19 protein-coding genes are annotated in these 21,444 nt (G+C 60.1%); 10 read left to right on the forward strand and 9 right to left on the reverse strand.

The features are described from left to right. A partial coding sequence (locus tag AB5Y85_RS15605) for a retron St85 family RNA-directed DNA polymerase (protein WP_368221737.1) occupies positions 1-1,015 on the forward strand: 1,015 nt, incomplete at its 5' end. Between the two features lie 69 nt (positions 1,016-1,084). Here the strand turns inward: AB5Y85_RS15605 and parC are convergent. The 6 genes from parC to nudF all read right to left on the reverse strand — a co-directional run bounded on the left by parC (position 1,085) and on the right by nudF (position 8,039). Then, complete coding sequence (gene parC / locus AB5Y85_RS15610; protein ID WP_257686735.1) at positions 1,085-3,379, reverse strand: DNA topoisomerase IV subunit A; 2,295 nt, start codon at positions 3,377-3,379, stop codon at positions 1,085-1,087. Positions 3,380-3,462: 83 nt separating this feature from the next. Next, on the reverse strand, positions 3,463-5,373 hold the full coding sequence (gene parE, locus AB5Y85_RS15615) for a DNA topoisomerase IV subunit B (RefSeq protein WP_257686734.1): 1,911 nt from the start codon (positions 5,371-5,373) through the stop codon (positions 3,463-3,465). Between the two features lie 132 nt (positions 5,374-5,505). Continuing rightward, complete coding sequence (locus tag AB5Y85_RS15620; protein WP_368221740.1) at positions 5,506-6,093, reverse strand: YqiA/YcfP family alpha/beta fold hydrolase; 588 nt, start codon at positions 6,091-6,093, stop codon at positions 5,506-5,508. A 12-nt stretch (positions 6,094-6,105) separates the two neighbouring features. Next, a complete protein-coding gene (gene cpdA, locus AB5Y85_RS15625; RefSeq protein WP_041202814.1) occupies positions 6,106-6,924 on the reverse strand; it encodes a 3',5'-cyclic-AMP phosphodiesterase in 819 nt (272 codons plus the stop codon). Between the two features lie 22 nt (positions 6,925-6,946). After that, positions 6,947-7,396 carry a DUF1249 domain-containing protein gene (locus AB5Y85_RS15630; protein ID WP_368221742.1) on the reverse strand — a complete coding sequence of 150 codons (450 nt, stop codon included), beginning with the start codon at positions 7,394-7,396 and terminating at the stop codon, positions 6,947-6,949. Position 7,397: 1 nt separating this feature from the next. Further along, on the reverse strand, positions 7,398-8,039 hold the full coding sequence (gene nudF, locus AB5Y85_RS15635) for an ADP-ribose diphosphatase (protein WP_005335901.1): 642 nt from the start codon (positions 8,037-8,039) through the stop codon (positions 7,398-7,400). Positions 8,040-8,343: 304 nt separating this feature from the next. Here nudF and tolC point away from each other — a divergent pair, with 304 nt between their 5' ends. Further along, the gene (gene tolC / locus AB5Y85_RS15640; RefSeq protein ID WP_005335902.1) at positions 8,344-9,663 is read left to right on the forward strand and encodes an outer membrane channel protein TolC; all 1,320 of its coding nucleotides are present in this window, start codon (positions 8,344-8,346) and stop codon (positions 9,661-9,663) included. Between the two features lie 116 nt (positions 9,664-9,779). On the opposite strand, the gene hldE is transcribed toward tolC, so the two are convergent. Continuing rightward, a complete protein-coding gene (gene hldE, locus AB5Y85_RS15645; RefSeq protein ID WP_058058377.1) occupies positions 9,780-11,207 on the reverse strand; it encodes a bifunctional D-glycero-beta-D-manno-heptose-7-phosphate kinase/D-glycero-beta-D-manno-heptose 1-phosphate adenylyltransferase HldE in 1,428 nt (475 codons plus the stop codon). 204 nt (positions 11,208-11,411) lie between these two features. Here hldE and lpxL point away from each other — a divergent pair, with 204 nt between their 5' ends. The 7 genes from lpxL to AB5Y85_RS15680 all read left to right on the forward strand — a co-directional run bounded on the left by lpxL (position 11,412) and on the right by AB5Y85_RS15680 (position 19,583). Further along, complete coding sequence (gene lpxL / locus AB5Y85_RS15650) at positions 11,412-12,335, forward strand: LpxL/LpxP family Kdo(2)-lipid IV(A) lauroyl/palmitoleoyl acyltransferase (RefSeq protein WP_257686733.1); 924 nt, start codon at positions 11,412-11,414, stop codon at positions 12,333-12,335. Between the two features lie 627 nt (positions 12,336-12,962). Further along, on the forward strand, positions 12,963-14,885 hold the full coding sequence (locus tag AB5Y85_RS15655; RefSeq protein WP_257686732.1) for a PTS mannitol transporter subunit IICBA: 1,923 nt from the start codon (positions 12,963-12,965) through the stop codon (positions 14,883-14,885). Positions 14,886-14,922: 37 nt separating this feature from the next. Next, positions 14,923-16,068, forward strand: a complete 1,146-nt coding sequence (locus AB5Y85_RS15660) for a mannitol-1-phosphate 5-dehydrogenase (RefSeq protein WP_257686731.1) — start codon at positions 14,923-14,925, stop codon at positions 16,066-16,068. Positions 16,069-16,201: 133 nt separating this feature from the next. Beyond that, positions 16,202-16,723, forward strand: coding sequence for an MltR family transcriptional regulator (locus AB5Y85_RS15665; RefSeq protein WP_247823521.1), 522 nt, complete (start codon positions 16,202-16,204; stop codon positions 16,721-16,723). A gap of 190 nt (positions 16,724-16,913) precedes the next feature. Next, entirely contained in the window at positions 16,914-18,701 is a 1,788-nt protein-coding gene (locus AB5Y85_RS15670) for a sodium:proton antiporter (protein ID WP_257686730.1), read from the forward strand. Continuing rightward, a complete protein-coding gene (locus AB5Y85_RS15675) occupies positions 18,698-19,270 on the forward strand; it encodes a DNA-J related domain-containing protein (protein WP_047436908.1) in 573 nt (190 codons plus the stop codon). The genes AB5Y85_RS15670 and AB5Y85_RS15675 overlap by 4 nt, the downstream gene beginning before the upstream one ends. A 64-nt stretch (positions 19,271-19,334) precedes the next feature. Then, positions 19,335-19,583, forward strand: a complete 249-nt coding sequence (locus AB5Y85_RS15680; protein ID WP_005363113.1) for a hypothetical protein — start codon at positions 19,335-19,337, stop codon at positions 19,581-19,583. Positions 19,584-19,643: 60 nt separating this feature from the next. Here the strand turns inward: AB5Y85_RS15680 and AB5Y85_RS15685 are convergent, their stop codons facing one another. Both AB5Y85_RS15685 and zntB read right to left on the reverse strand, forming a co-directional pair. Continuing rightward, positions 19,644-20,156 carry a mechanosensitive ion channel domain-containing protein gene (locus tag AB5Y85_RS15685; protein WP_005354921.1) on the reverse strand — a complete coding sequence of 171 codons (513 nt, stop codon included), beginning with the start codon at positions 20,154-20,156 and terminating at the stop codon, positions 19,644-19,646. Between the two features lie 13 nt (positions 20,157-20,169). Next, a complete protein-coding gene (zntB, locus tag AB5Y85_RS15690) occupies positions 20,170-21,135 on the reverse strand; it encodes a zinc transporter ZntB (protein WP_005341467.1) in 966 nt (321 codons plus the stop codon). Positions 21,136-21,275: 140 nt separating this feature from the next. Here zntB and AB5Y85_RS15695 point away from each other — a divergent pair. Next, a partial coding sequence (locus AB5Y85_RS15695; protein ID WP_368221747.1) for a DUF188 domain-containing protein occupies positions 21,276-21,444 on the forward strand: 169 nt, incomplete at its 3' end.

Here is a 21,444-nt window from a genome sequence, read left to right on the forward strand (position 1 = left end):
CCCCCAAAACCAGAGAGTTTTCTGGCCACGGGTCTCAGAGCAATTAAGAATTGGTTCTAATGCAGGGGGGTCCTTTTTAAACTTAAATTACTATTCCAAAAACAAACTTCCAAATATAAATGAGAATTTCAGCTCGGTAGACTTATTTTCAGAGCTAATAGGCATTAGCCCTAGGTTGCTAAGTAGCTTTATTAAAGCTCCCTCACGCCATTATAGAACATTCACCCTTCAAAAAAAGTCAGGCCGTGGTCATAGAACAATAAATTCACCTAGAGTTTTCATAAAAACAGTTCAATATTGGATTTGTGATTATTTTCTTTATAAACTAAATCAGCATGATCTTTGTTTTTCTTTTAGGAAGAACCGATCGATTAAAGATAATGCCAGAATACATTTGGGAAGTAGATACATCCTTTGTTTAGATATAGACTCTTTTTTTGACAACATCAAAACTGAGCATGTACATTCTTGCTTAATTGAAAATGGCTTTTCAGAAGATATATCATCATTCATATCTAGAATTGCTACATTAGATGGATGCCTACCCCAAGGTGCACCAACAAGTCCGATTATATCCAATTCTTACCTCTATAACTTTGACAAAGTAATATCAGAATTTTGCGGTCAAAACGGGATGACTTATAGTAGATATGCTGATGATTTAACTATTGGCTCAACAGACTACACCCAATTAAAACACTGCATTACCTTTATATCTGAACAGCTAACAAAGTTCGAATTAAAAATAAATAAAAGAAAAACTAGAATAATAAGTAATAATAATGCACAAATTGTCACCGGGGTTTGTATAAACAATGAACAACTACGACCTAGCAGAAAGTTTAGAAAAGAAGTTCGTGCAGCTTTTCATAATGCAAAATCAAATAATGATAAAAGTTCTTTACCCCGTTTATATGGATACTTGAATTACCTCTCCAGTTTTGATAATGGTGACACACCACATAATATATCTGAATTCAAGTCAATCATAGACAGCATTAAAAAAGCCCTATAACACGCTCTAAACATATCTACATATTACACAAGTAAGTAATAAGGGCGCTTTCGCGCCCTTCTATATTAATTACCCTTCCTGATTTTCCCCGGCTGCCGGTTCGGCACCGGCGGCGGGTTCAATCTCAATGCGATCAACCCGCTGCAAACCGCGGGGCAGCTTGGCGCCGCGGCGGCCGCGTTCGCCGCGGTAGTAATCGAGATCAGAGGGTTTCAAGGTCAGCTTGCGCTTGCCAGCAAACAGGGTGACCGACTGGCCCTGCGGGATCACGGCAGCCATCACCACAAACTCCTCCCGCGCCTTCACGCGAGCAGAGGGGATGCTGATCAGCTTGTTGCCCTTGCCTTTGCCGAGTACCGGCAGGGTGTTCATCGGGAACAGCAGCATGCGCCCCTCGTTGGAGATGGCCATGCAGAGATCGGTATCCGGCGAGCCGATCTTCTGGGGTGCCATTACCTGTCCCCCTTCCGGCACGGTGAGCAGCGCCTTGCCGTTCTTGTTCTTGCCGATGAGATCGTCATAGGTGCAGACAAAGCCGTAACCGGCGTCGCTGGCGATCAGATACGGCTCGCCCTCGTTGCCCATCACCAGATGGCGCACCTCTTCCCCAGCCCCCAACGCAAAGCGGCCGGTGAGCGGTTCGCCCTGGCTGCGCGCCGATGGCAAGGTGTGAGATTCGAGGGCGTAAGTTCGGCCCAACGTGGAGAGGAACACCGCCTGCTGGTTGCTGCGGCCACAGGCGTGGGCCAGATAGCTGTCCCCCGCCTTGTAGGAGAGCCCCGCCACATCGACATCGTGGCCCTTGGCGGCGCGCACCCACCCCTTGTCGGAGAGGATGACGGTGACCGGTTCGCTGGGCACCAGCTCTTTCTCGGTCAGCGCCACCGCGGTAGCCCGCTCCACCAGCGGGGTGCGGCGATCGTCGCCGTACTTCTCGGCATCGGCCAGCAGCTCTTTCTTGAGCAGGGTGTTGAGGCGGCGCTCGGAGCCCAGAATGAGCTCCAGCTTGTCGCGCTCTTCGGCCAGTTCGTTCTGTTCGGCGCGCAGCTTGAACTCTTCGAGCTTGGCCAGATGGCGCAGTTTCAGCTCGAGGATCGCTTCGGCCTGGGTCTCGGTAATGTTGAAGCGCTCCACCATCACCTTGCCCGGCTCATCCTCGGTGCGGATGATCTCGATCACCTCGTCGATGTTGAGATAGGCGATCAGCAAGCCTTCGAGGATGTGCAGGCGAGCCAGCACCTTGTCGAGGCGGAATTGCAGGCGGCGACGCACGGTCTCGCGGCGGAACTGGATCCACTCGCTGAGGATGGTCTTGAGGCACTTCACCTGCGGCCGGTTGTCGAGGCCGAGGATATTGAGGTTGACCCGGTAGTTCTTCTCCAGATCCGTGGTGGCGAACAGGTGGGCCATCAGACCCTCCACATCCACCCGGTTGGAGCGCGGCACAATCACCAGACGGGTCGGGTTCTCGTGGTCCGACTCATCCCGCAGATCGGTGACCATCGGCAGCTTTTTCGCCACCATCTGGGCGGCGATCTGCTCCATGATCTTGGCGCCGGAGGCCTGATGAGGCAGTGCTGTGATGACGATGTCGCCATCCTCCTCGCTCCAGACCGCCCGCTGCTTGATGGACCCCTTGCCGGTCTCGTAGATTTTGCGGATATCGTCGCGCGGGGTGATGATCTCGGCGTTGGTCGGGTAGTCCGGCCCCTGAATGTGCTGCATCAACACATCGAGCCCCGCATTGGGGTTGTCGAGCAGCTCGGCACAGGCGTAAGCCACTTCCCGCGCGTTGTGGGGCGGGATGTCGGTCGCCATCCCCACCGCGATACCGGTCACCCCGTTGAGCAGGATGTGTGGCAGGCGGGCAGGCAGCACTACCGGCTCCTTCATGGTACCGTCGAAGTTCGGCGTCCACTCCACCGTGCCTTGCCCCAGCTCGGAGAGCAGCAGCTCGGAGAAGCGCGACAGCCGTGCCTCGGTATAACGCATGGCGGCGAAGGATTTGGGATCGTCCGGCGCACCCCAGTTGCCCTGACCGTCCACCAGCGGGTAGCGGTAGGAGAAGGGCTGGGCCATCAGCACCATGGCTTCATAACAGGCGCTGTCGCCGTGGGGGTGGTACTTACCCAGCACGTCACCCACGGTACGGGCGGATTTCTTGTGCTTGGAGAGCGCCGACAGCCCCAGCTCGCTCATGGCGTAGATGATGCGCCGCTGCACCGGTTTGAGGCCGTCGCCGATATGCGGCAAGGCCCGATCCATGATGACGTACATGGAGTAGTTCAAGTAAGCCTGTTCGGTAAAGGTGCGCATTGGCTGGCGCTCTACCCCGTCCAGACTGAGCTCGATAGCATCACTCATGTGATTTTCTCTTTCGGTTCGGGAGCCGCCACAGGGCGACTCCGGCTAAATGCTTGCTGGCCCTGTGCGGGCCAGCCGACGGCTTAAATGATGGCGAGGTTACCCTTCTCTTCCAGCCATTCGCGGCGATCGCTCGCCCGCTTCTTGGCCAGCAGCATGTCCATCAGCTGCAGGGTCTCGTCAGCCGCATCCCCTTCGCTCTCTCCTGCCGGCTCCATGGTGAGCTGCACCAGACGGCGGGTGTTGGGATCCATGGTGGTTTCCCGCAGCTGTTTCGGGTTCATTTCACCCAGACCCTTGAATCGGGTCACCATCACCTTGCCCTTCTTCTTCTCGGCTTCGACCCGCTGCAGCACACCGTTCTTCTCGTCCTCGTCGAGGGCGTAGTAGACCTCTTTACCGATATCGATCCGGTAGAGGGGCGGCATGGCGACGTAAACGTGCCCCTTCTCCACCAGCGTGCGGAAGTGCTTCACAAACAGGGCGCAGAGCAGGGTGGCGATGTGCAGACCGTCCGAGTCAGCATCCGCGAGGATGCACACCTTGCCGTAGCGCAGGCCGCTGAGGTCGTTGGAGTCGGGGTCAAGCCCGATGGCCACGGAAATATCGTGCACTTCTTGCGAGGCGAGCACCTGACCGGCCTCCACCTCCCAGGTGTTCAGGATCTTGCCGCGCAGGGGCATGATGGCCTGAAACTCGCGATCCCGCGCCTGCTTGGCACTGCCGCCCGCAGAGTCACCCTCCACCAGGAACAGCTCCCCCTGCATGGGGTCGGCGCAGTTACAGTCGGTCAACTTGCCGGGCAGCGCCGGGCCCTGGGTAATCTTCTTGCGCACCACCGTCTTGGCGGCGCGCATCCGGCGCTGGGCGCTGGAGATGCAGATCTCGGCGATCTGCTCCGCCAGCTCGGTGTTGCTGTTCAGATAGAGGCTGAAGGCATCCTTCACCACGCCGGAGACAAACGCAGAGCTCTGGCGGGAGGAGAGGCGCTCCTTGGTCTGACCGGCGAACTGCGGATCCTGCATCTTGATGGAGAGGATGTAGGCGCAGCGATCCCAGATATCTTCCGGAGTCAGCTTGACCCCGCGCGGCAAGAGGTTGCGGAACTCGCAGAACTCGCGCATGGCATCGAGCAGCCCCTGGCGCAGGCCGTTGACGTGAGTACCGCCCTGCGCTGTGGGAATGAGGTTCACATAGGATTCGGCGAGGCATTCGCCCCCTTCCGGCAGCCAGCAGAGCGCCCAGTCCACCGCCGACTGTTCGGAGCTGAACGAGCCGATAAAGGGCTGCTCCGGCAGGCAGGTGAACTGCTTGACCGCGTCGACCAGATAATCCTTGAGGCCATCTTCGTAGCACCACTCCAGCTTGATGCCGGTGTTCTTGTCGAGGAACTTGATGGTAAGACCGGGGCAGAGCACGGCCTTGGCTTTGAGCAGGTGCTCCAGCTTGGTGACCGAGAATTTGGGCGAATCGAAGTAGCTCGCCTGCGGCCAGAAGCGCACTCGGGTGCCGGTGTTGCGGCGACCGCAGGTGCCGGTGATGGTCAGCTCCTGCACCTTCTCGCCGCGCTCGAAGGCGATGTCATAGACCTGACCGTCGCGGCGCACCGTCACCTCGACCCGATCGGAAAGGGCGTTTACGACCGAAATACCCACCCCGTGCAGACCGCCGGAGAACTGGTAGTTCTTGTTGGAGAATTTGCCGCCCGCGTGCAGCTTGCAGAGGATAAGCTCCACCCCGCTGACCCCCTCTTCCGGGTGGATATCGACCGGCATGCCGCGGCCGTCGTCGATCACTTCGAGGGACTGGTCTTCATGCAGGATCACCTCCAGACTGCGGGCGTGACCTGCCAGCGCTTCATCGACGCTGTTATCGATGACCTCCTGGCCGAGGTGATTGGGCCGGGTGGTGTCGGTATACATGCCGGGGCGGCGACGCACCGGTTCAAGGCCATTGAGGACCTCAATGGCATCCGCATTGTATTGAGTAGACATGGAGGGCCTTGCGAATTGACGTTTGGAGGGAATCTTAACTGCTAGGCGGGGGTAGAACAAACTCCCCGCACCGAAAGCTTGATCTGGAGAAGAACAAGCAGGGCGAGACCGCCCTTATTGACTCAAACCTGACTATAACCCGAGGAAACGGATGATCTGGGCGGGGTAGCGCTCGAACGCCACAAAGGCGTGGTTGCCACCGCACTCCAGCGAGAGGCGGGCAAAGCGGTATTCATCCAGCGCCTTGCGATAGTCGAGCACCTCATCCCCCTGCTGTTGCAGGATCCAGAGTCGCTCCGGCGCCGTCACCGGTACCGCCAGTGCCCGCAGCTCATCCATATGTTCAGGCAGCAGTTCGTACTGCTCCCCGGTATAGGGATTGGTCTGGGGGCCAAGGTAGTCACAAAGCAGCTCGTGGGGGCGCACCGCCGGATTGATCAGCGCGGCGCGGCAGCCGTACTGCTCGCTCACCCGAGTCGCCATAAAGCCGCCGAGGGAACTACCCACGGCGCCGAGCTTGAATTCACTACCATAACGATGCTGCAGATCGGCAATGGTCTGCTCGATAGCCGCCCAGGCCGCCGCTGGCGTATTGGGCTGGGCTGGAATGATCACCTCGATGTCGGGCCGATTGGCGGCCACCCAGGCAGCCATCTGCTGCGCCTTGGCGGAGCCCGGTGAGGAGTTGAAACCGTGCAGATAAAGGAGAACCGACTTCATGCAATGCTCTCCTCAATAACCGGTGGCGTTGGGGTCGGGCACAAACTGCCCCACCGGCAGGCGCCACACCTCGCTGGCCACCCGCCCATCCGGATAGAGGGTCAGATAACGCCAGCCCGGGCCGGACTCGTCCAGCGCGAAGCCGTCGGATAGCGGTTTGAACTGAATGCAGGTGGAGGGGCTGGCAATCAGCCGCACCCCGCGGTGCACCTCGTCAAACTCCTGATGAACGTGGCCGAACAGGATGGTCTTCTGCTGCGGATGACGGGCCAGTACGGCGAACAGGTCATCGGCATTCTTGAGATTGTGTTGATCCAGCCAGGCACAGCCCACCGGCACTGCCTGATGGTGCAGGGTGATAAGAGCGTGGCGATCAGGATATTGACGCAGGGCACGGTCGAGGGCGGCCAGCTGGTGATCGCCAATCATGCCGTGGGGTTTGCCGCGCACCTGGGTGTCGAGCAGGATCACCTGCCAGTGGTCGCCCACCAGCTGCTTGGATTCGCTGATTCCGGCGGCATGGAGATATTCGGTCATCAGCGGGCTGTCATCGTGATTGCCGGGCAGCCAGTAGATGGGGCGGCCCAGGGGCGCCATCATGGAGGCGAAACGCTGATAGGATTCCGGGCTGTGATCCTGCGACAGATCGCCGGTCGCCAGAATCACCTCGTAGGGGTGTTCATTGGCCTGCACCTGTTCCAGCACGGCGGCCAGACTCTCTGCGGTGCGCACAGCCAACAGCCGCCCTTCGGCACTCGCGAAGAGGTGGGTGTCGGTAATTTGCAACAGGCGCACACTGCCGTCCTGCGCCTGGGGGAGCTCTGTTTCCAAAATCACGCTTCTTTTTATTTGTTCAACTGGAGATATTGATCGGGCTGGTACCATGTCTGAGACAAAATTTTAGCCATTCGGCCAGAAACAGATTTACCTGCTCCTTTTCGTCCCGCTGGTGCATCTTTTTATTGGGATAATCATAACGTGGTTGCAAACGGGAAATCTGTTGCGCTGCACACACTTCCGCCATCCGCACATCATGATACAAACGAATCTCTATCTGAGCTTGTAAATATTCGGGCAATTCGGGGTTGTGCTGGCTCAGGATCACCTGATTGGTGAAGCGACTCTCGCCAATGATGGTGAGCTGGAACTGCAGATCGTTGCCGACCAGATAGCGGCGCTCGGCGCCGACTTCCCCATCAGGCGGCAGCAGTTTCATCAATGCCATGTAGTTGACCTCGCAGGTACGCTGCAAGGACATCAGATCAGGCACATAGCGCCTGCTCTGTTGCAGGGTCAGCGCCACCTCAGCGATCTGCCAGCCAGCGGGCACGCAGCTCGCCATGGTTGAGGGCCAGCCACTGCAGGGCGATGACCGAGGCCGCATTGTCGATGCGTCCCTCTTTGAGCCAGGCGTAGGCCTGTTCGCGGCTCACCACGTGCACCCGGATATCCTCGCCCTCATCAGCCAGACCGTGCAGCCCCTCGGCCTTGCTGGCATCCACCTCGCCCACAAAGACCTCGATCCGCTCGGTGCTGCCGCCCGGGCTCACCAGATAGCTGATGGCATGCTCGCAGCGGGCAACCTCGATACCGGCCTCTTCCACCGCTTCGCGACGCACCACCGCCTCGGCGGTCTCCCCTTCGTCAATGATGCCGGCCACCAGCTCCAGCAGCCAGGGGGTCGGACTGGTCTCCATGGCGCCGATACGGAACTGCTCCACCAGCACGATCTGGTCGCGCACCGGATCATAGGGCAGCAGCGCGGCAGCATGGCCCCGCTCGAACAGCTCGCGCACGATGGGCTGGTTCCAGCCACCTGCAAATAACCGATGCTGCAGACGATAGACATTCACCTTGAAGAAGCCGTTATATCCAGCTGATTTTTCAATGATTTTCACATCATCGGCGGCGTAATGCCGATCTTGCGGCAAGGGTTGCTGCGACATCCGGGGCTCCCGTCAGCTTGACTTGTATCAGTTTGACCATAAAATCCGAGGAACATGAATGAACGTTCATTCACTCGGCGTGCCATGGTAATGAGGGGTGGATTTTAGCAGCCACAGACCATTTGGCTAGGCGCGCGGGGAGAAAACTGCGTCCGGTTCTTGACGTTCCCGTCACCGGACCTGAGACTCTTAGCATTAAATTTTGCTTATAGTAGAGTGATTAAGCTGCAATCAAGCTTGGTCGGTGACAATATTTGCCTCTCCAGCAACCAGTTTGGGTTACTACATAAGGTTAAAACGATCTATGAAAAGAACACTTTTGTCAGTCATGGTGTTGCTGGGCGTCAGTGCCGGTGCCCATGCCGAAAACCTGCTCGACATCTACCAGCAAGCCCAGATCAAAGACCCGCAGTTGCTGCAGTCCAAAGCCGTTCGCGACCAGGCCTTCGAGAAGATCAACGAATCCCGTGCCCCTCTGCTGCCCCAGATCGATCTGGGTGCCGGGCTCAATTATCTGCAAAACAAGAACGATACCCAGAGCAATACCAACGCCAAGGGCGAGGTGACGCTGTCGCAATCCCTCTATCGTCGCAGTAACTGGGTCAATCTGGATATCAGCGAGAAGCAGGCCACCCAGTCAGATGTCGCCTACAACCTCGAGATCCAGAACCTGATGGTGCGCACCGCCAAAGCCTACTTTGATGTGCTCAAGGCGATGGATACCCTGGAGTTCGTCCGTGCCAACAAGGTTGCGGTAGAGCGTCAGCTGGAGCAAACCCAGCAGCGTTTCGAAGTGGGCCTGACCGCCATCACCGACGTCCATGAAGCCGAAGCCTCCCGCGACCAGGCGCTGGCTGACGAGATCAATGCAGAAAACTCGCTGGACAACAGCTACGAGACCCTGCGCGAGCTGACCGGTATCGATCACCGCAATCTGGACGTGCTGAACACCGATCGTTTCAGCCCGCAGAAGACCGCCTTCGGCTCCGACAAGTGGCTGGAGCTGGCGCTGGACAAGAACCTGCAACTGCACAGTGCCCGCATCAGCAAGGACATTGCCAAGGAGCAGATCGATCTCGCCAAGACCGGCCATGAGCCGACGCTGGATCTCGGTGCCGGACTGCAAACCAGCAATACCGATTACAAGCTGGATAGCATTCCGGGCGGCAATGACAATCAGGCCAATATCGGTCTGACCTTCAAGCTGCCCATCTACAGCGGTGGCGCCACCAGCTCCAAGGTGAAGCAGGCTCAATACAACTACGTAGCGGCCAGCGAACTGCTGGAGAAGAACTTCCGCTCGGTGCAGAGCACAGTGCGCTCCTCCTACAACAACGTGAACGCCAGCATCGGCTCGGTGCGCGCCTACAGCCAGTCTGTGGTCTCCGCCGACAGCGCCCTGAAGGCGACCGAAGCCGGTTACGAAGTGGGTACCCGTACCATCGTCGACGTGCTGGACTCTACTCGCAAGCTGTACGAGGCCAAGCAGAAGCTCTCCGAAGCCCGTTACAACTACATTCTCAATATCCTGAGCCTGAAACAGGCTGCCGGTATTCTGGAAGCGCAGGATCTGGTGGAAGTGAACCAGGGTCTGATGCCCGCCACGGCAAAAGCCAAAGGCTGATAGCCGCTATCGGACATGAAAAAGGCGACCGCAAGGTCGCCTTTTTGTTATCCGTATTTCGGTCGGATTGCAGCCGCCGATAGTGAGCCCCGCCAGATTGCGGGGCCAGCAGCGCGTTAGCCGCGCTCGCGGATCGTCTTGATGATGTCGGTGGTGGAGCAGCCATCCTCGAAGTTGAGCACGCGCACCTCGCCACCATTGGCGGTCACCTCGGCGTAACCGGCGATATCTTCCGGCTTGTAGTCACCGCCCTTGACCAGCAGATCCGGCAGGATCTCGGCGATCAGGCGCTGCGGGGTATCCTCGGAGAAGGGCACAACCCAGTCCACTGCGCCCAGCGCAGCCAGTACGGCCATGCGGCGCTCGGTCGGGTTGACCGGACGACCCGGCCCTTTCAGACGGCGAACCGACTCGTCGGTATTGACCGCCACGATCAGGCGATCCCCCAGCTTGCCGGCGTTGGCCAGATAGGAGACATGGCCGGCATGCAGGATATCGAAGCAGCCGTTGGTCATCACCACCTTCTCGCCGCGCAGACGGGCGGCACGAACCGCCACTTTCAGCTGGGCTTCAGACATGACGCCGAAGCCGGTCTCCTGCTCGGTATAGAGGGCGTTGGCCAGCTCGACCGGGCTAACGGTAGAGGTACCCAGCTTGCCGACCACGATACCGGCAGCGGTATTGGCCAGCGCGCAGGCTTCGTCCAGGCTCTTGCCTGCCGCCAGTGAGGTAGCCAGAGTGGAGATGACGGTATCACCGGCACCGGTCACATCATAAACCTCGTGAGCCTGAGCTGGCAGATGCAGCTCCGGCTGACCTTCGCGGATCAGGGTCATGCCGTTCTCGGAACGGGTGACCAGCAGGGCATCCAGCTCGAAACGCTTGACCAGATCCAGCCCCTTGGCGACCAGCTCCTCTTCGCTCTTCACCTTGCCCACCACGGCCTCGAACTCGGACATGTTGGGGGTCAGCAGAGTGGCGCCGCGGTACTTCTCGAAGTCGGTCCCCTTGGGATCGACCAGCACCGGAATACCGGCGGCACGGGCGCGCTGGATCATGCCGGGCACGTCGTTGAGAGCACCCTTGCCGTAGTCGGAGAGGATCATCACGTCGCTATTCGGCAGCGCCTGCTCGACCTTGCTCATCAGCAGGGTGGCATCGACGGAGTGGAAGGGCTCTTCAAAGTCCAGACGCAGCAGTTGCTGGTTGCGGGACAGCACCCGCAGCTTGGTGATAGTCGGGAAGTCGGCCAGACGAACGAAATCACAGGCCACCTTGACGCCAGCCATCTGGCCAGCCAACGCATCGGCAGCCTCGTCCTGACCAGTCAGGCCAAGCAGCACGGCATGAGCGCCAAGGGCGGCGGAGTTGAGGGCCACGTTGGCCGCGCCACCGGGACGTTCCTCAATGTGTTCAACCTTGACCACGGGCACCGGCGCCTCGGGGGAGATCCGACCAGTAGGGCCATGCCAGTAACGGTCCAACATGACATCGCCAACGACCAGAACGCGGGCTTTTTCAAAATCGGGCAGGGTGATCTTCATCTGTATCGACTCTCAAAACCTGAAAAATCAGCGGGCGATTTTATCACACTCTTTTACCCGATGTAGAAAAAGCCGACCGCAGTTGCCGCCGCTGTCACGCTAACCGGACGCAAGCTACCCCTCTGACCAGCACACAGCCATTCGCCCCCGCCCCCCCTTTTCGGCTAGAATCCCCCGATTGTGTTTGCGAACAAGAGATTAGCCATGGCCCATGACAACGCTCCCCGCCTGGAGCCCCGCCTGTTTCATCCCCGTTACTGGGCCAGCTGGTTCGGCCTCGGCCTGCTCTGGCTGATGACCCTGCTGCCGTGGCGTAGCCAGATGTGGCTGGGCCGTCAGCTCGGTCGCCTCGCCGCCAGGATATTGAAGTCCCGGGTCAAGATTGCCCGTCGCAATCTGGAGCTGGCGATGCCCGAGCTGACCCGGGATGAGCGGGAGAAACTGCTCAAGGCCAACTTCGAGAGCGTGGGCTGCGCCGTATTCGAGGTGGGGATCGCCTGGTTCTGGCCAGACTGGCGGATGCGCAACCTGATGAAGGTGGAAGGGGAAGAGCATGTCATTGCCGCCATGGAAAAAGGTCAGGGCATGCTGCTGCTCTCCTGCCACTTCCTGACGCTGGAACTCAACGCCCGCTGTTTCGGGCTGGTTCGCCCAGGGGTCGGGGTCTATCGCCCCAACACCAACCCGGTACTGGAGTATGCCCAGTACCACGGCCGCTGCGCCTCCAACAAGTATCTGGTGGACCGGATGGATGTGAAGGGGATGATCAAGGCGCTGCGCAACGGCGACGCCCTATGGTATGCACCGGATCACGACTACGGCAGCCACGCCAGCGTGTTCGTGCCCTACTTCGCGGTAGAGCAGGCGGCCACCATCACCGGCACCGCCACCCTGGCGCGGGTGAAGAACACCGTCACCCTGCCCTGCTACAACATCCGCACCAGCGAGGGTTACACCCTGCATATCGGCGCGCCGCTCGCCGACTACCCCAGCGGTGACGAGATGGTCGATGCCGCCCGCGCCAACCGCGAGATTGAAGCCGCCGTGCGCAAGGCGCCGGAGCAGTACATGTGGCTCCATCGCCGCTTCAAGACCCGCCCCTCCCCCGAGGATGCCGGCTTCTACTAAGCCGCAGCCCCGACAGGGCTCAGATCGCAAAAACCGACAAACCGCCTGCTGGCGGTTTGTTTTTATCTGCTATCAGCCCTGCGCGGCAAGCAAGCGCCCCGAACATCTGCCGCTCGATAACATCCTGCATGTTGGCGCCCATTCCCATCAGCCAGCAGCAAAAGAGACCTCATCGCCGACCGTAAAAACTGAAAGCGGGTTACAAATTTATTGATTCATTGGTAAGCAATGGAGTGTTTCGATAGATCCATCGTCACTACCCGCTGATGAGTGACTGAATGATTTGTCCCATTCGAATACAAAAATCAGAATTGTGACACCAATCACCATTTAGCAAGAAAGCCACAAAGCAACTTTTGTGAGCCAAGTCACAAAAAATAGTCACGTAAAACATAAAAGATCGAAATGTAGCCGAATTACAGCATGTGAATGTGACACAGGTCACTGGTTATGGAGGGGGTATGACGGGATATCTGAGAGGTTGATCACAAGACACCCCGTTTTCAGCCTAATTTGATCGCAAGCTGGTAGATTGAAGTTGCTTAGACGACCGGGATGGCGGTTCGGCAAAACCGGCCATCCCGAACTACCACTTTTAATCAAACAGGCTTAAAACGGGGTCCCGACATGTTATCACCGGATACCAAAGTCAAGATACAGAATTTTGGACGCTTCCTGTCCAATATGGTCATGCCCAACATAGGCGCCTTTATCGCCTGGGGCTTTATCACCGCCCTCTTCATCCCCACCGGCTGGCTGCCCAATGAAACCTTGGCCAAGCTGGTCGGCCCCATGATCACCTACCTGCTGCCGCTGCTGATTGGCTACACCGGCGGCAAACTGATGGGCGGTGAGCGCGGCGGCGTGGTCGGTGCCATCACCACCATGGGTGTCATCGTGGGAACCGATATCCCCATGTTCATGGGCGCCATGATGGTCGGCCCGCTCGGTGGCTGGGCAATCAAGCGCTTCGACAAGGAGATGGACGGTCGCGTCAAAAGCGGCTTCGAGATGCTGGTCAACAACTTCTCCGCCGGCCTTATCGGCATGCTGCTGGCCATCCTCGCCTTCTTTGTGATTGGCCCCTTCGTCAAGGTGCTCTCCGGTCTGCTGGCCGGTGGCGTCGGCTTCCTGGTGGAAAACCACATGCTGCCGCTCACCTCCATCTTCGTCGAACCGGCCAAGATCCTGTTCCTCAACAACGCCATCAACCACGGCATCTTCTCGCCGCTGGGGATCCAGCAGGCGACCGAGCACGGCAGCTCCATCTTCTTCCTGATTGAAGCGAACCCGGGCCCGGGCATGGGTGTGCTGCTGGCCTACATGGTGTTCGGGCGTGGTGCGGCCAAGCAGTCCGCGGCTGGCGCCTCAATCATTCACTTCTTCGGCGGCATCCACGAGATCTACTTCCCGTACGTGCTGATGAACCCGCGCCTCATTCTGGCGGTGATCGCCGGTGGCATGACCGGGGTCTTCACCCTGACCCTGTTCAACGCAGGTCTGGTCTCCCCCGCCTCACCGGGTTCCATCTTCGCCGTGTTGTTGATGACGCCGAAAGCCTCCCTGATCGGGGTCGCCCTCTCCATCATCAGCGCCACTCTGGTCTCCTTCCTAGTCGCCGCCGTGTTCGTCCGCGCCCAGCAGCCGGAAGCTGACGAAGCCGATGCCCTCGGTGAAGCCACCCGCAAGATGAAAGCCATGAAGGGCAGCAAGCCCGAAACCGCAGCGGCCAAGAAGCCGGGCGGAGAACTGATGGCAGTGCGCAATATTGTGGTGGCCTGTGATGCGGGCATGGGTTCCAGCGCCATGGGCGCCGGCATGCTGCGCAAGCGGGTACAGGCCGCCGGGCTCGACATCAGCGTCACCAACCGCGCCATCGATCAGCTCGACGATCAGGTAGACTGGGTCATCACCCACAAGGATTTGACCGAGCGGGCCCGTCGCCATGCGCCGCATGCCCACCATATTTCACTGACCAACTTCCTCGACAACGGCCTCTATCAGGAGCTGGTACAGAGTCTGACTCAAGCCGCCAACGACGATGTCGCCAACCCGCAGCTGCTGGTGGCCGCCAACGACGACAGCTACGAACCGCAAGCGGCCGAAGTCTTTACCCTGAGCCGTCATGACGTGCATCTGGGACTGAAAGCGGATAACAAGGAGGCCGCCATCCTGACCGCAGGCCGACTGCTGGCCGAGCGCGGCTACGTGGCGCCCGACTACGTCAACGCCATGCTGGAGCGTGAACAGCTGGTCTCCACCTACCTCGGCGAATCCATCGCCGTGCCTCACGGCACCATCGCCGCCAAGGAGTTTGTGAAGCGTACCGGCATCGTCATCTGCCAGTACCCGGCCGGGGTCGCCTTTGGCGAGGCTGCCGATGAGGTAGCGCGGCTGGTGATCGGCATCGCCGCCCGCAACGACGAACACATGCAGGTGATAACCCGCCTGACCAATGCACTGGATGAACCCGGTCTCATCGACCGGCTGGCCAGCACCACGGATCCCCAGGCCTTCCTGGATCTGCTGGGTGCCGAACAGGCTGCGTAATCATCTTTCATCGTCTTTGGTTCAAGAGGTTAATATCATGAAAACATTGCATTTTGGTGCTGGCAACATCGGTCGCGGCTTTATCGGTAAAGTGCTGGCGGATGCCAGCCATCAGGTCACCTTCGCCGACGTCAACGACACCCTGATCGACCAGCTCAACCACCGTCAGGAGTACAAGGTCCATGTGGTGGGGGCAGATCAGAAGCTGGACGTGGTGCGCAACGTGGCAGCGGTCAGTTCCGCCGGTCACGAGGTGATCGCCCGCATCATCACCGCCGATCTGGTCACCACCGCCGTCGGCCCCAACATTCTGGACAAGATTGCCAGCACCCTGGCCAAGGGGCTGCAAGCCCGTTTCGATGCTGGCAACCTGACTCCGCTCAACGTCATCGCCTGCGAAAACATGGTGCGCGGCACCAGCCACCTCAAGCGGGAGGTACTCAAGTACCTGCCGGTCGCGTATCATGCCACGCTCGAATCCTGCATCGGCTTCGTCGACTCGGCGGTGGATCGCATCGTGCCGCCCGCCGCGGCGGCCAACGATGACCCGCTGGAAGTGACGGTCGAGAGCTTCAGCGAGTGGATCGTCGACCAGACCCAGTTCAAGGGGGAGCTACCGCAGGTGGCGGGCATGGAACCCACCGACAACCTGATGGCCTTCGTCGAGCGCAAGCTGTTCACCCTCAACACCGGCCACATCGTCACCGCCTATCTCGGCAAGCTGCGGGGCTACCGCACAGTGCGCGAGGCGATCGAGGATCCGGTGATCCGCAGCAAGGTGCGCCGCGCCATGGAGGAGAGCGGTGCCGTGCTGGTGAAACGCTACGGCTTCGACCCGCGCCTGCATGCCGCCTACATCGAGAAGATCCTCTCCCGCTTCGCCAACCCCTATCTGGTGGACGAGATTGACCGGGTCGGTCGTCAGCCGCTGCGCAAGCTGGCGGCGGGGGATCGACTGGTGAAGCCGCTACTGGGCACCCTGGAGTACGGCCTGCCGAGCGATCAGTTGCAGGAGGGGATCGCCGCGGCGCTCCACTATCGCAATGCCGATGACCCGCAGGCAGTGGAGTTGCAAGCCCTGCTGGCGGAGCTTGGCCCGGCCAAAGCGCTGGCCCGCGTCACCGGACTGGATGAAGAGAGCGAAGTGGTTCGCGCCATCGTCGCCCGTTACGAAACCCTGTAATGACCCTGCTTGCGGCGCATTCAGCCACCACTGATAGCGCGCCAAGCGCTTGAATGGCAAGGGAATGTGCCCCATATGATAAAAACCGGGAGAGAGGCCCACTCTCTCCCTGTCAGCTGGACCCAATGCACCTATGACCACACACCAGGAAGATGAAGTACTGGAACGACTGAACGAGCAGGATGGCCCCCGCGGCTTCTTTCTCGAAGCCGTGACCATCCTGGAAGAGGCGGTCGACTCCCTGATGCGACGCGCGTTCCGTCAGGAGGAGTATGCCGTCAAATACGCCATCGAACCCCTGCTCAACCAGAGCGGCCCCCTCGGCCAGCTGGAGGTGCGCCTCAAGCTCATCTTCGCCCTCGGCCTCATCTCACTCGAGCGCTATCAGGATATCGAAGCCTATATCAAGATCCGCGACTTTCTGGTGCGCGACCCCAAGGATTACCGCTTCAGCGACAAGCCGATCCGCGATCTGCTCGACCGCCTGCACGGGGTCAATCAGGGCGGCATGATGAAGCTGGAGCCCCCCGCCAGCGAAGAGGATTGGGCCTTCTACCAGATGCAGCTCAACCGGCTCGATCAGATGGTGCGCTCCGCACTGGTACTGGCGCTGGCCAACTGTGTCGGCGAGCTCCACAAGGAGAGCCCCATCTAATCCAGCCCCAAGGCCACCCCATCACCACGGTTGGCGTCTGGCTGGCGCCCTGCACACCACAGCCAGCCACCATGACGCCGACTGTCGCACATCTCCCCATCCCGGCCATGACGCACGCTCCTTCAGGTGTCAATCTGACCAACTTAGCCACTACACTAGCTCCATACTCACTGCCTGAATCGAGGTCTGCATGATTGCCCTCTCTCTGGCCGGGATCGCCCTGGTCTCCGTGCTGGCCCAATGGCTCGCCTGGTCGCTGCGGGTACCCGCCATCCTGTTTCTGCTGCTCACCGGCCTGACTCTGGGCCCGGTCAGCGGCCTGCTCGACCCCGATGCCCTGCTCGGGGATCTGCTGTTTCCGCTGGTCTCCCTGTCGGTGGCCATCATCCTGTTCGAGGGGGCGCTGACCCTCCATCTGGCCGAGCTCAAGGGGATCGGCAAGGTGGTGCGCAATCTCTGCTCCACCGGCATGCTGGTCAGTTTCGCCGTCATCGGCAGCGCCGGTTACTTCCTGCTGGGGCTGGACTGGCGGGTCGCCACCATGCTCGGCGCGGTACTGGTGGTAACGGGCCCGACGGTGATCGCCCCCATGCTCAACGTGATCCGCCCCACCCGGGAGGTGGACCGTATCCTGCGCTGGGAGGGGATCGTCATCGACCCCATCGGCGCCCTGTTTGCGGTGCTGGTGTTCGAGGCGGTGCGCCTCGGCAGTCAGGGAGATCTCATCGGCCACACCCTGCTGGCTCTGGCCAAAACGGTGGGGGTCGGCTCTCTGATCGGCGTAGTGGCGGGCTGGCTCACCACCCTGCTCATTCGCAAGGACTGGCTACCGGTCAGCCTGCACAAGTTCGGCGTGCTGGCGCTGGTGCTGGTCACCTTCAGCCTCTCCAACTGGCTCAGCCACGAGTCCGGCCTGCTGGCAGTGACCGTGTTCGGCATCTGGCTCGCCAATCAGGAGGGGCTGGATCTGGAGGAGGTGCTGGCATTCAAGGAGGATCTCGCGGTCATCCTTATCTCCAGCCTGTTTATCCTGCTGGCGGCCCGCCTCGATCTGGCACAGCTCTGGCAGCTCGGCCCCATGGTGCTGGCGCTGCTGTGCGTGGTGCAGTTTGTGGCGCGCCCGCTCTGTATTCTGGTCTCGACCTGGGGCTCGGATCTCTCCTGGCGAGCTCGCGCCCTGCTAAGCTGGATCGCCCCTCGCGGCATAGTCGCGGCGGCAGTCAGTGCCTCGTTTGCCATCAGCCTGCATCAGGCCGAGATCCCCGATGCCGACAAGCTGGTGCCGCTGGTATTTGCGGTGATCATCTCCACCGTGGTGTTGCAGAGCCTCACCTCGGCACCGCTGGCCAGCCTGCTCAAGATGCGCCAGAGCGCCCCCAACACCTGGCTCATCATAGGGGCCAACTCGGTGGCGCGGGCCATTGGCAAGGCGCTGGCAGATCAGGGGGTGCCGGTACAGCTCTGCGATCCCGCCTGGGAGTTCTGCAAACAGGCGCGGATGAGCAACCTCCCCTGCTATTTCGGCAACCCCCAGTCGGAACATGCCGAGCTGCACCTGCCGCTTACCAGCATCAGTACCGTGCTGGCACTCTCCCCCAACCGCCACAACAACGCCCTCGGGGTGCTGCACTTTGCCCACCTCTACGGCGAGGAGCAGGTCTACTCCCTGCGCTCCAGCGAGCAGCACGGCAAAGCCAACCGGGAGAGTGCCACCTTTCGCGCTCGCCAGAACCTGTTCGGCCCCGACATCAACTATGCCCGGCTGAGCGGCCTGCTGAGCCGGGGCGGCCAGATCAAGGCTACCCGCCTGAGCGAGGCATTCGACTGGACCCAGTATCAGACCGCCAATCCCGGCGCCATCCCGCTGTTCATCATGGATGGCAAGGGCAAGCCCCGGATCGTCACCGGCCCCGTCACCCCGCAGGCGGGTGAGCTGCTGATCGCCCTGCAGCCGCCCAGAGAGCAGGGCGCCGAATGAACGAAGCCAACCACAATCCGCTGGTCGCCCCTCTGCTGGTGCTGCTGCAACAGGCGGCGGGCAGCTACAAGGTGCATGAACTGATGGCGGCTCTGCGCCAGCAGGGAGCGATCCCCCGGCTGGCCGACGACGAGCAGCTGCAGCTGTTTCGGGTCAACTTCCTGATCATGAACGCCCTCTACCAGCTGCAGGCCGAGCTTTATGAAGAGGGTTGGTGGCTGGTGATCAGCACCCTGGATATCCGGCTCGAACCGCTGGCTGGGAACCTGGAGGCCAACCACGGCTTTGCCCTTGGCGAAAATCTGCGTAGCTACTATCTCGACTGGCAGGTGTTCTGGCAGACCGACCGTGCCGAAGTGGAGGCCCTGCTCAACCGCTTCTGGCGCGCTTACGACGGTGAGGGGCACAAAGCCGAGGCGCTGGCATTGTTCGAGTTGAATGAAGGGGTAAGTCAGGAGGCGCTCCGCCGCCGCTGGCGGGAGCTGGCACTGCTGCACCATCCGGATCGGGGCGGCAATGCCGAGACTTTTGTCCGCATCCGCTGGGCATGGGAGGTCCTGCGGGGATGATCCCGTTGCTGCATATAAAGGGCAGGCATAGACTGGAGCTGGATATTCCCCACAGGAGAGCATCATGACAGTCAGTGAACTTCGTAAGCTCTATCAGCAACAGATCCTGCAAGAGGCCGAAATACTCCACGATGTGGCTATTCCCGGCTGGCTCATCGAATTCAGAGGCAAGGATGGCGCCCTCTACGAGCTGACCGACACCCTCGGCTGCCCGGTCAGTTTCGGCACCGTTGAGCAGGCCCGCGAACATCTGCATCAGGTGGCCGACTGCCCGGTTCAGGTGGAGCACCTCTACCGCTTCTTCGAACGCTAGCGCCACCCACCGCACAGTAAAAAGGCTCCCGAGGGAGCCTTTTGTTATTCCGGTTGCTTTCTACTCCGGTTGCAGCGGTTCCGCCACCTTGCCCTCCAGCTTTCTTACCGGCTTTTGCAGGATCAGGTTGGCCGGATAGGTGACCAGATCGCCGTTGTCATCACGCACCCGCACATAGAAGAGGCCGATCTCGGTGATGACGCCGGTGACCGAATCATCTTTGTCGAGGATGCGGATCCGGTCGCCAATCTTGTAGGGGAAGGCGAAGAAGATGGTGATGCTGGCGGTGATGTTGGAGAGGATCGACCACTGGGCGACCATGGCGACCCCCAATACTGCAAAGAAGGAGGAGGCGAGCACCACCAGTCGGGAGAAGTCGAGCCCCCACACCCCGGCCAGCACCAGCAGGGTGGCGCAGCCGAGCAGGAAGTGGAACACATGGGCCACGTAGAGCACCCGGTTCTCGCTCACCTGCCTGCTCTGGCCGAGCGCCAGCAGACTCTTGTGAATAAGCCGCCGGATCAGGGTATGCCCCAGCAACAGCAGCAGGGTCAGACCAATTGATTGCCACATGGGTTATGCCTCCTTACCACCAGCGCCGATGCTTGAGCCAGATAGCCAGCCCGCTTGCCAGCGCCACCAAGGATCCGCAGAAGACCCAGAAGGCGGTCGGATTCTCGGCACCGGGGATACCGCCGAGGTTGATGCCAAACAGACCGGTCAGGAAGCTGGCAGGTAAAAAGAGCAGCGCCATCACCGACATCTGGTAGGCGCGGCGGTTGGTCGCCTCTGCCATCAGATTGTTGATCTCGTCTGCCAGCACGGCGGTGCGAGCCACCCCGGCATCGAGGTCATCGAGCCAGCGCCGCAGCCGGTCGGCGATATCGAGCAGACGACGGCGGTCATCCTCATCCAGCCAGCTGATCTTCTCGTTGGCCAGCCGTGCCACCAGATCCCGCTGGGGGGAAAGGTAGCGGCGGATCATGATGAGCTGCTTGCGGATCAGCGCCAAGCGGCCATTGGCGGGCATGTCGCGCATCAGCACCATCTCCTCCAGATCGAGGATCTTGTCGTGCAGCTCCTCGACAAACTCCCCCGCCCGATCGGTCAGGGCATCGCAGATCTCCACCAGCCAGTCGGCCGGGGTATCGGCGCCGCCCCCCAGCTTGAGCTGGTTGAACACATCCTGCTCGGAGAGCAGCGGACGACGACGGCTGCTGATGATGAGATCCGGGGTGATGAAGATGCGCAGCGCCACCATCTCTTCGGGCCTGTGATCCTTGTTGTGGTTGATGCCGCGCAGGATCAGCAGCACCGTCTCCCCCATCCGCACCAGCTTGGGACGATTGCTCTGGCCGAGCAGCGACTCCCTGGCCGCCTCGCTGAGCAAGGGGGTCTGCAACAGCCAGCGCGCCGAATCGGGATTACCGTAATCCAGATGCAGCCAGCCGGGATGCGCCGCCGGGACTTCGCTTCCCGCCGTCAGCGGCGCCATGCCACCCTTGCCATCCAGGGTCAGGGCATAAATCACTTCACCGGGCACCCGATCCATCTCGTCTCCTTCTCGTTTCATGTGCTGGCCCCAGCTTACACCAAAGGCGGGGCCGACTCAGCCCCGCGCCGGGAAGGGGAGGCTTGTGTTAACATGCCCGCTCTCGTTTTCTATCCGCTTTCACTACAGGAAACCATGCCATGCCCATCTGGGTTGATGCCGATGCCTGCCCCATTCCGGTCAAGGAGATCCTCTACCGCGCCGCCCACCGCGCCCAGGTCGTCACCACCCTGGTGGCCAATCAGGGATTGCGGGTGCCCCCCTCGCCTTTCATCAAAACCCAGCAGGTGGAGAAGGGATTCGATGTGG

The sequence above is a fragment of the Aeromonas sp. R3-1 genome (assembly GCF_040908345.1).
GTDB classification, from domain to species: domain Bacteria; phylum Pseudomonadota; class Gammaproteobacteria; order Enterobacterales; family Aeromonadaceae; genus Aeromonas; species Aeromonas veronii.

Excerpts from the sequence above, each read along its gene's own strand:
- parC (WP_257686735.1), bottom strand. The coding sequence starts at position 3,379 with ATGAGTGATGCTATCGAGCTCAGTCTGGACGGGGTAGAGCGCCAGCCA.
- parE (WP_257686734.1), bottom strand. The coding sequence starts at position 5,373 with ATGTCTACTCAATACAATGCGGATGCCATTGAGGTCCTCAATGGCCTT.
- AB5Y85_RS15620 (WP_368221740.1), bottom strand. The coding sequence starts at position 6,093 with ATGAAGTCGGTTCTCCTTTATCTGCACGGTTTCAACTCCTCACCGGGC.
- nudF (WP_005335901.1), bottom strand. The coding sequence starts at position 8,039 with ATGTCGCAGCAACCCTTGCCGCAAGATCGGCATTACGCCGCCGATGAT.
- tolC (WP_005335902.1), top strand. The coding sequence starts at position 8,344 with ATGAAAAGAACACTTTTGTCAGTCATGGTGTTGCTGGGCGTCAGTGCC.
- hldE (WP_058058377.1), bottom strand. The coding sequence starts at position 11,207 with ATGAAGATCACCCTGCCCGATTTTGAAAAAGCCCGCGTTCTGGTCGTT.
- lpxL (WP_257686733.1), top strand. The coding sequence starts at position 11,412 with ATGGCCCATGACAACGCTCCCCGCCTGGAGCCCCGCCTGTTTCATCCC.
- AB5Y85_RS15655 (WP_257686732.1), top strand. The coding sequence starts at position 12,963 with ATGTTATCACCGGATACCAAAGTCAAGATACAGAATTTTGGACGCTTC.
- AB5Y85_RS15660 (WP_257686731.1), top strand. The coding sequence starts at position 14,923 with ATGAAAACATTGCATTTTGGTGCTGGCAACATCGGTCGCGGCTTTATC.
- AB5Y85_RS15665 (WP_247823521.1), top strand. The coding sequence starts at position 16,202 with ATGACCACACACCAGGAAGATGAAGTACTGGAACGACTGAACGAGCAG.
- AB5Y85_RS15670 (WP_257686730.1), top strand. The coding sequence starts at position 16,914 with ATGATTGCCCTCTCTCTGGCCGGGATCGCCCTGGTCTCCGTGCTGGCC.
- AB5Y85_RS15675 (WP_047436908.1), top strand. The coding sequence starts at position 18,698 with ATGAACGAAGCCAACCACAATCCGCTGGTCGCCCCTCTGCTGGTGCTG.
- AB5Y85_RS15680 (WP_005363113.1), top strand. The coding sequence starts at position 19,335 with ATGACAGTCAGTGAACTTCGTAAGCTCTATCAGCAACAGATCCTGCAA.
- AB5Y85_RS15685 (WP_005354921.1), bottom strand. The coding sequence starts at position 20,156 with ATGTGGCAATCAATTGGTCTGACCCTGCTGCTGTTGCTGGGGCATACC.
- zntB (WP_005341467.1), bottom strand. The coding sequence starts at position 21,135 with ATGGATCGGGTGCCCGGTGAAGTGATTTATGCCCTGACCCTGGATGGC.